The organism is Robertmurraya massiliosenegalensis JC6 (assembly GCF_000311725.1).
Lineage (GTDB): Bacteria > Bacillota > Bacilli > Bacillales > Cytobacillaceae > Robertmurraya > Robertmurraya massiliosenegalensis.
The window spans coordinates 396,917-403,309 of sequence record NZ_HE978515.1 but is presented as its reverse complement, the minus strand read 5'-3'; the positions used below and the strand labels follow the sequence as shown (position 1 = coordinate 403,309).

Genomic DNA, 6,393 nt, shown 5'->3' with positions numbered 1-6,393 from the left:
TCTTGTGATATTTAAGTCACATTAATATTTGTCATGTAGTATAATTAACCTTATTTGCTTACTACAATGAGTTTATTTATAAAGGGGAGTTAGAATTTTGACGAATAAACATTTAATGTTAGTAGACGGGATGGCACTCTTATTTCGTTCATTTTATGCGACTGCTGTAAACAATTATTTTATGATAAATAGTAAAGGGACCCCAACGAATGCCCTTTTTGGATTCGTAAAGCACTTATTTGCTGCAAAGGATCAATTTAACCCTACTCATATTATTTGTTGTTGGGATATGGAAGGGCCAACCCATAGAGCCAAACTTTTTCCAGATTATAAGGCAAATCGTTCTGAGGCTCCAATAGAACTTTTACCTCAGTTCAGTTTAGTAAAGGAATTGGTGTCTTCATTGGATATCCCAAATGTGGGGATTAAAGGATATGAAGCAGATGACTGTATCGGTACAATCGTAGATGAATTAAGCAATGATACGAAAATTACCGTTGTAACTGGTGATAAGGATTTGCTCCAAATCATCAATCATAATACCTCTGTCGCGATATTGAAGAAGGGGATCGGTAATTATGATGTCTTTACAGTAGATAAGTTTGTTGAAGATTATGGGATCTTCCCAAGCCAATTTAGCGATGTAAAGGCGTTAATGGGGGATTCATCAGATAATTATCCAGGAGTAATGGGGATTGGAGAAAAAACGGCGCTTAAGTTAATCAAAGAATTCAATTCCATTGATGGATTACTAGAGAATCTAGATAAATTAACAAAAGGGCAAAAGACGAAAATTGAGAAAGATTTAAAGAGTCTAGAACTATCGAGGGTTTTAGCGAAAATACACAATCAAGTACCAATTGAGTACAACTTAGAACATTCCGAACTGAAAATAGATAAAAACAAAGCGTTAACGATGTTTGAAGAACTTGAGTTTAAAGGATTAGATAAGATTATTAGTTAATAAAGAGAGGCTGGGGAAAAAAGTCGATGTTTACTACTTTTTGATTCCAGTTTGGAGTGTATCAATTCCCTCGCAATTGGAGGAGCGGTATAAAAAAATAACAGGAAAAATTCCGCTTAAGGGTAGAGATAAACTAAATCTGATTTTTTTATGTCCACGTTTTAGACGAATCTCAATGGTTGGAGCAAATAGGGTCTTATAGTAGAAATTTAGACAAACCAAACATACTAAGATTAGTGGGCAAAGTCATCCGTCGATGACCGTACCCACTAATCTTAGTATGTTTTTAATATCTGTAAAGCCACTAGATTCAAAATCATTCCTAAATATTTTTAAATAACCGTAATAATTACGATTATCACTTAATGAATCTACTAGTATACGTAAGATTTTTTAAGGAGGGATGATTGATGAGTAAAATGCCCGTTTTTCTGATTAATGGCTTTTTAGGCAGTGGAAAAACAACACTCATGCTCAAATTAATTAAAAAACTAAGAGAAAATGATCTAAAAGTTGCTGTCGTGCTAAATGAACTAGGCCAGGCCAATTTGGAAAGGCACTTGTTCTCAGAAGGAAATTTTTTTGAATTATTAAATGGATGCATTTGCTGTTCCATTCAAGAGGATTTAAAAATGGTTATGGCAGAACTGACAAATTTATTTAAGCGTAAGGAAGCAGATATTGCCATTATTGAGGGGACTGGAGTAGCCAATCCTTCTGAGATTCACGAAATTTTTGCGCAATCTCCTTTTTCGCAAAATTTTCAATTACAATCATCCGTGTGTTTGGCTGATGCTTCCATGCTACAAGATTATTTAAGTATATATTCAAGTTCTAAGGAAGTTAGGAACTTGCAAAAACAACAAATTGTTCATGCTTCACATATAGTTTTGAATAAAATAGATTTACTAGAAAAAAATGAGCAATTAGAAAAAGTTCAAAAGCTTGTCAGGAAGTTAAATTCTGCTGAGATGATAAGTAAATCAACCTATGGAGATTGCACAGATGAAATTATACAGAAAAGTTCTTACACGATAGATTTGCAAAGAAAGACACAGCTTGAGCCGATTCAACATAGAGAAATAAAGGCAGTGAAACTCAAACTGGCAAATTTAAAAATAGCAAGAACGGACATTAATCAGATTCTTATTAAGTAGTACGGTTTTAATGGCGACAGCTCAAAATTCACTTAATGGTACAACATTTATGATGGGACTAGCTTTCATTCTTTCTCTTTGTTCTGAGGCCGATGCATTTGTTGCAGCATCCTTTGAGCAAATTGTTCGACCTGAATCGATATTGGCTTTTCTCGTATTTGGGCCAATCATCGATTTAAAGAATACACTGGTAATGCTCTCTAGCTTTAAATTGAAATTTGTTCTTGTTTTTATTCTTGCCGTTTTTATGATTGTTTTGATGTTCTCGTTACTGGCAAGAATACTACAAGTAGAGGGAGTTTAGGAAATATGATGAAAAATTCAATAAATAATTGGCAAATAGCAAATGAGTTGCAAGGTGTCATTTTGGTTTCCTTTAGCCTCGTCATTTATAAATTATATTTATCCAATCAAATCATGTTGATTCTTTCTTCAAACATGATTCCCTTTGTCTTAATTTCGATGGTCGGAATGTTTATTATGGTTGGTTTCGGATTATCAATCGTGACATGTATGGGGCACATGAAAAAATAAAACGAAAGAGTTTACAATTAAAGAAAAGTACAGTAAGATTGATTTTAACATGAATCGTAATGATTACGATTATCGATTAAAAACTTTTTTCAGGGGGGGTAATATGGATAAAAAATACCTCTTTTCATTGATCAAATAGAGTTTTGTGATGTGTTAATTTTGAATAAAACGGATCTCGTATCTAAGGAAGAATTGGAGAAATTAGAAGGGGTGTTGCGGACACTTCAGCCAGACGCAAAAATTATTCATAGTGTTAGAGGACAAGTGAACCCGAGAGAGCTATTAAACACAAGAAAATTTGATTTTAACAAGGCAAGTGCTTCAGCGGGCTGGATTAAAGAATTAACACTAGGTCATCAGCAGCACACACCGGAAACAGAAGAATATGGAATTGGGTCTTTTGTATACACTAGAAGGCTCCCTTTTCATTCTGAGCTCTTCAATAACTGGCTTCATAATATGCCAGAAAACATTGTGAGAGCAAAAGGGATTGTCTGGTGTGCAACTAGAAATTCTATTGCCTTATTAATGTCCCAGGCTGGAGCTTCCGTAGCGTTGAACCAGTTTCATATTGGGTGGCTTCGATGCCAAAGCTAGAGCAACAGGAAATATTAAGACAAAACCCAAAAATGCTGGATGAGTGGACCCTGTTTATGGGGATAGAATGACCAAATTGGTGCTGATCGGTACAGAGTTGGAGAGAAAAGAGATTGAAGCAGAATTAGACATGTGCTTACTGACAGATACTGAAATGGAGGATGACTGGAATCTACTAACAGACCCGTTTGAATGGGTTATTACTTATACTTAAGGTAGGATCTATTTGGGAAAAGAAAACAATCATGTTGTTGAGATTCCCTTACTTTATTAATTGAAATTGAATGATGAAATATACGATGAAAAGAAATAAAATAATCTCTGAAGGAGAGCAATTATGGCGAAAAAATCAAAAGTTGCAAAAGAAAAGCAGCGTCAAAAAACGGTAGAAAAATATGCTGAATTAAGAAGAGAGCTTAAAGAAAAGGGGGACTATGAAGCACTCAGAAAGCTTCCAAGAGATTCTTCCCCAACAAGATTAAAGAATAGATGTGAAGTAACTGGAAGACCGAGAGGATATTTAAGAAAATTTAAAATGTCACGTATTGCTTTTAGAGAGTATGCTCATAAAGGACAAATTCCAGGAGTGAAAAAATCAAGCTGGTAAACTCTTCTATTCATTTGGATTATTCACAAATACTAACGTGCGTGCACCTCTAAATATGATCTAAGAGGTGCACTTTTTGACCTTAGTGAAAGATTGAAATTATATCTTAGTATTGCTCTTTTTCGCTCGATTTTCAAGCTCACTTTTGGGATTTTCGGTTAATTCAGCATCTTGTCCATACCCTTGAGGGTTTACTGCAGCTGCCGTTTTGCCGCGATTTCGTTGATCATGTTTGGCCATGAAAACACCTCCCTCACAGATTTTAGTATTTACGGCTCTTATGAAAGTCATGCAGTGTATAGTTTCGTTTAAGAGTCATCACACTAAAGTTAGAGGTGAGATGATGAATAAAGGTGTATACGTTGCATTGTTAAGTATTGGACTTGCTCAAGGTTTGAAAATTCCTATTCATTATGTGAAGGAAAAGGAATGGAGACCTGAACTCTTCTTTCAAACGGGTGGAATGCCGAGTTCACATTCTGCGGGAGTTTCTTCCTTAACAACCTATATTGCTTTACAAAGAGGATTTCCTACAATTGACTTTGCTTTATCACTTGTATATGGCTTAATTGTCATGTATGATGCTCAAGGAATAAGACGTCAGACTGGAGAGCTCACCCTTAAAGTGAATGATTTAGGGGAGTTAATCGATAAGGTCCACCATGATGAAACCGTAAAATTTGAACAAAAAACACCAAAAAAACTCAAAGAAATGCTAGGACATCAGCCAGAAGAAGTAGTTGGTGGTGCGTTGCTTGGAATATTAACTGGGACAATCGGCCATTTATTAACAAAAAAGAATAGAAAATTGTCGAAGTTTAAGATAAAATTTTAGCAGAAGAGTTAATTGTGGGAGAGGAAAGTGGTTGTGGGCTTAGAAGATTATTTACAATTATTAAGTAGTAAAGGTTTTCAATTTGGTGAAGAGGCAATCGGCTTTATTTATTTTGGAAAGCAATATACCAATGCGTCTGATGAATTGGCTCGTACAGCGCTAGAATTAACGTTAAAAGCTCAAAAATCATTTGATGGTAGTTTCTATGTATCTTTATTAGAACTATTAACATCAAAGCAAATTACATCAAGAAACGAAGCACTGAAGTTTATTAAGGAACAAAAGATATTAGCAGTATAAGGCAGGTTCGCAAATTGATGCGCCTGCCTTACCCTTTTTTATATAGAATGAGTATTCTCCTGCTTTCTTTTTTCTTTGAAAGAGAGCTTGGAAGTTGGAAGTTCAGCGAAAAGCATTCCAGCGAGAATCAATAAGCAACCGGCAATGGCGCTGATCGATAGGCGGTCATTCGCCCAAATGAAGCCGGTAATCGCAGCAAATACAGGCTCCATCGCAAAAATTAAGGCAACTCTAGTTGGTGTTGTGAATTTCTGAAAATTTGTTTGGGCTAGAAATGCAAGAGCGGTTGCAAATACGGATGTAATTATGAGTGCAGTTAGGACTTCTTTGCTATACAGGATAGACGGTTGCATGGCTAATTCCCACTCTTCAAAGAAAAAGGAATAGATGATAGATAGAATGGCGACTGTTGAGATTTGGATGATGGTTAACAACAGGGCTGGGTATCGGCTGCTATATTTTCCAGTGAAAGTGATGTGAAGTGCAAAGCCGATGGCACAAATAAAAACGAGCATATCTCCTCTATTTAAAGCAACAACATCAGTCATCGTTAATAAATATAGGCCAATTGTTGCGATTAAAACCCCAAGAATAGCATTTTTACTCGGGCGAAGTTTTAGTAAAATAAACGAGAATAATGGAACAAGAACAACACTCAATCCTGTAATAAACCCCGCTTTGGAAGAGGTTGTATATAATAGTCCCATCGTTTGTGTAGCATAACCTAAAAATAGCCAAGCACCAATCATGATCCCAGAAAGGATGAATTTTTTATTCAATCCTATTAGCTGTTTTCTTTCAAATAGAAGGAGCCAAATCCCTAATAATATCGCCGCAAAAAGGAAGCGAATCCCATTAAATGCAATAGGTGGTAGCAAGTTTATCGCATTTTGGACAATGACAAAGGTCGCACCCCAAACTAGTGCAACCATTAGCAAGGATATATCTGCAAAAATCGTTTTATTTACCAAATTGTTACCTCTTCTCTGTGTTTTTCCTTATCGCTTCTCGTGCCAATTGATCTGCCTTTTTATTTTCTGTATTTGGTATCCATTTGATAAAAAATAAATCAAAATTCTCTATAAGACTTAAAGCTTCCTCAAAGTAAGGAATAAACACTTTGTTCTTTACAAATTCTTTTTCGATCGCACGACTCACTAATTGAGAATCTGTTCGAAATGAAACGACTCTATACTCTTTTTCTAAACAAAGGCGGAGTGCTTTGATCAATGCTTCGAATTCAGCTTCATGGTTATTTAAAATCCCTAATGGAATAGAATAACAAGCAGTCTCTCCGTTCCCTTTCATAAAAATCCCAGCACCGCTCGGTCCAGGATTACCTGCACTTGCCCCATCTATGTAAACTTCAATCAAGCTGAAACCTCCTTGAAGCGAATAA

Annotated in this window: 10 protein-coding genes and 1 pseudogene; 8 read left to right on the top strand and 3 right to left on the bottom strand. The window is 35.7% G+C overall.

The window, feature by feature from the left end; all coding sequences use genetic code 11:
- Positions 1-97: 97 nt before the first annotated feature.
- From BMSHG_RS18365 to rpsN, 6 genes and pseudogenes are all read left to right on the top strand, one after another.
- Positions 98-964, top strand: coding sequence for a 5'-3' exonuclease (locus tag BMSHG_RS18365; protein WP_019155928.1), 867 nt, complete (start codon positions 98-100; stop codon positions 962-964).
- 410 nt (positions 965-1,374) lie between these two features.
- Positions 1,375-2,121, top strand: coding sequence for a GTP-binding protein (locus BMSHG_RS26500; protein WP_019155927.1), 747 nt, complete (start codon positions 1,375-1,377; stop codon positions 2,119-2,121).
- 10 nt (positions 2,122-2,131) lie between these two features.
- Positions 2,132-2,425: a permease gene (locus BMSHG_RS18355; RefSeq protein WP_019155926.1), complete on the top strand. Its 294-nt coding sequence runs from the start codon at positions 2,132-2,134 to the stop codon at positions 2,423-2,425.
- Between the two features lie 5 nt (positions 2,426-2,430).
- Complete coding sequence (locus BMSHG_RS18350) at positions 2,431-2,655, top strand: hypothetical protein (protein ID WP_019155925.1); 225 nt, start codon at positions 2,431-2,433, stop codon at positions 2,653-2,655.
- A gap of 120 nt (positions 2,656-2,775) precedes the next feature.
- Positions 2,776-3,466: pseudogene (locus BMSHG_RS27765) on the top strand (CobW family GTP-binding protein); the annotation flags it as partial.
- 123 nt (positions 3,467-3,589) lie between these two features.
- Positions 3,590-3,859 carry a 30S ribosomal protein S14 gene (gene rpsN / locus BMSHG_RS18330; RefSeq protein WP_019155924.1) on the top strand — a complete coding sequence of 90 codons (270 nt, stop codon included), beginning with the start codon at positions 3,590-3,592 and terminating at the stop codon, positions 3,857-3,859.
- Positions 3,860-3,958: 99 nt separating this feature from the next.
- Here the strand turns inward: rpsN and sspL are convergent, their stop codons facing one another.
- Positions 3,959-4,099, bottom strand: coding sequence for a small, acid-soluble spore protein L (gene sspL, locus BMSHG_RS18325; RefSeq protein ID WP_019155923.1), 141 nt, complete (start codon positions 4,097-4,099; stop codon positions 3,959-3,961).
- 103 nt (positions 4,100-4,202) lie between these two features.
- On the opposite strand from sspL, the gene BMSHG_RS18320 reads away from it, so the two are divergent.
- Positions 4,203-4,694 carry a divergent PAP2 family protein gene (locus tag BMSHG_RS18320; protein WP_019155922.1) on the top strand — a complete coding sequence of 164 codons (492 nt, stop codon included), beginning with the start codon at positions 4,203-4,205 and terminating at the stop codon, positions 4,692-4,694.
- Positions 4,695-4,721: 27 nt separating this feature from the next.
- On the top strand, positions 4,722-4,994 hold the full coding sequence (locus BMSHG_RS18315) for a DUF6123 family protein (RefSeq protein ID WP_019155921.1): 273 nt from the start codon (positions 4,722-4,724) through the stop codon (positions 4,992-4,994).
- Between the two features lie 38 nt (positions 4,995-5,032).
- On the opposite strand, the gene BMSHG_RS18310 is transcribed toward BMSHG_RS18315, so the two are convergent.
- Together BMSHG_RS18310 and BMSHG_RS18305 are read right to left on the bottom strand one after the other, a co-directional pair.
- Positions 5,033-5,965, bottom strand: a complete 933-nt coding sequence (locus BMSHG_RS18310; RefSeq protein ID WP_019155920.1) for a DMT family transporter — start codon at positions 5,963-5,965, stop codon at positions 5,033-5,035.
- 4 nt (positions 5,966-5,969) lie between these two features.
- Entirely contained in the window at positions 5,970-6,368 is a 399-nt protein-coding gene (locus BMSHG_RS18305) for a reverse transcriptase-like protein (protein WP_019155919.1), read from the bottom strand.
- Positions 6,369-6,393 lie beyond the last annotated feature (25 nt).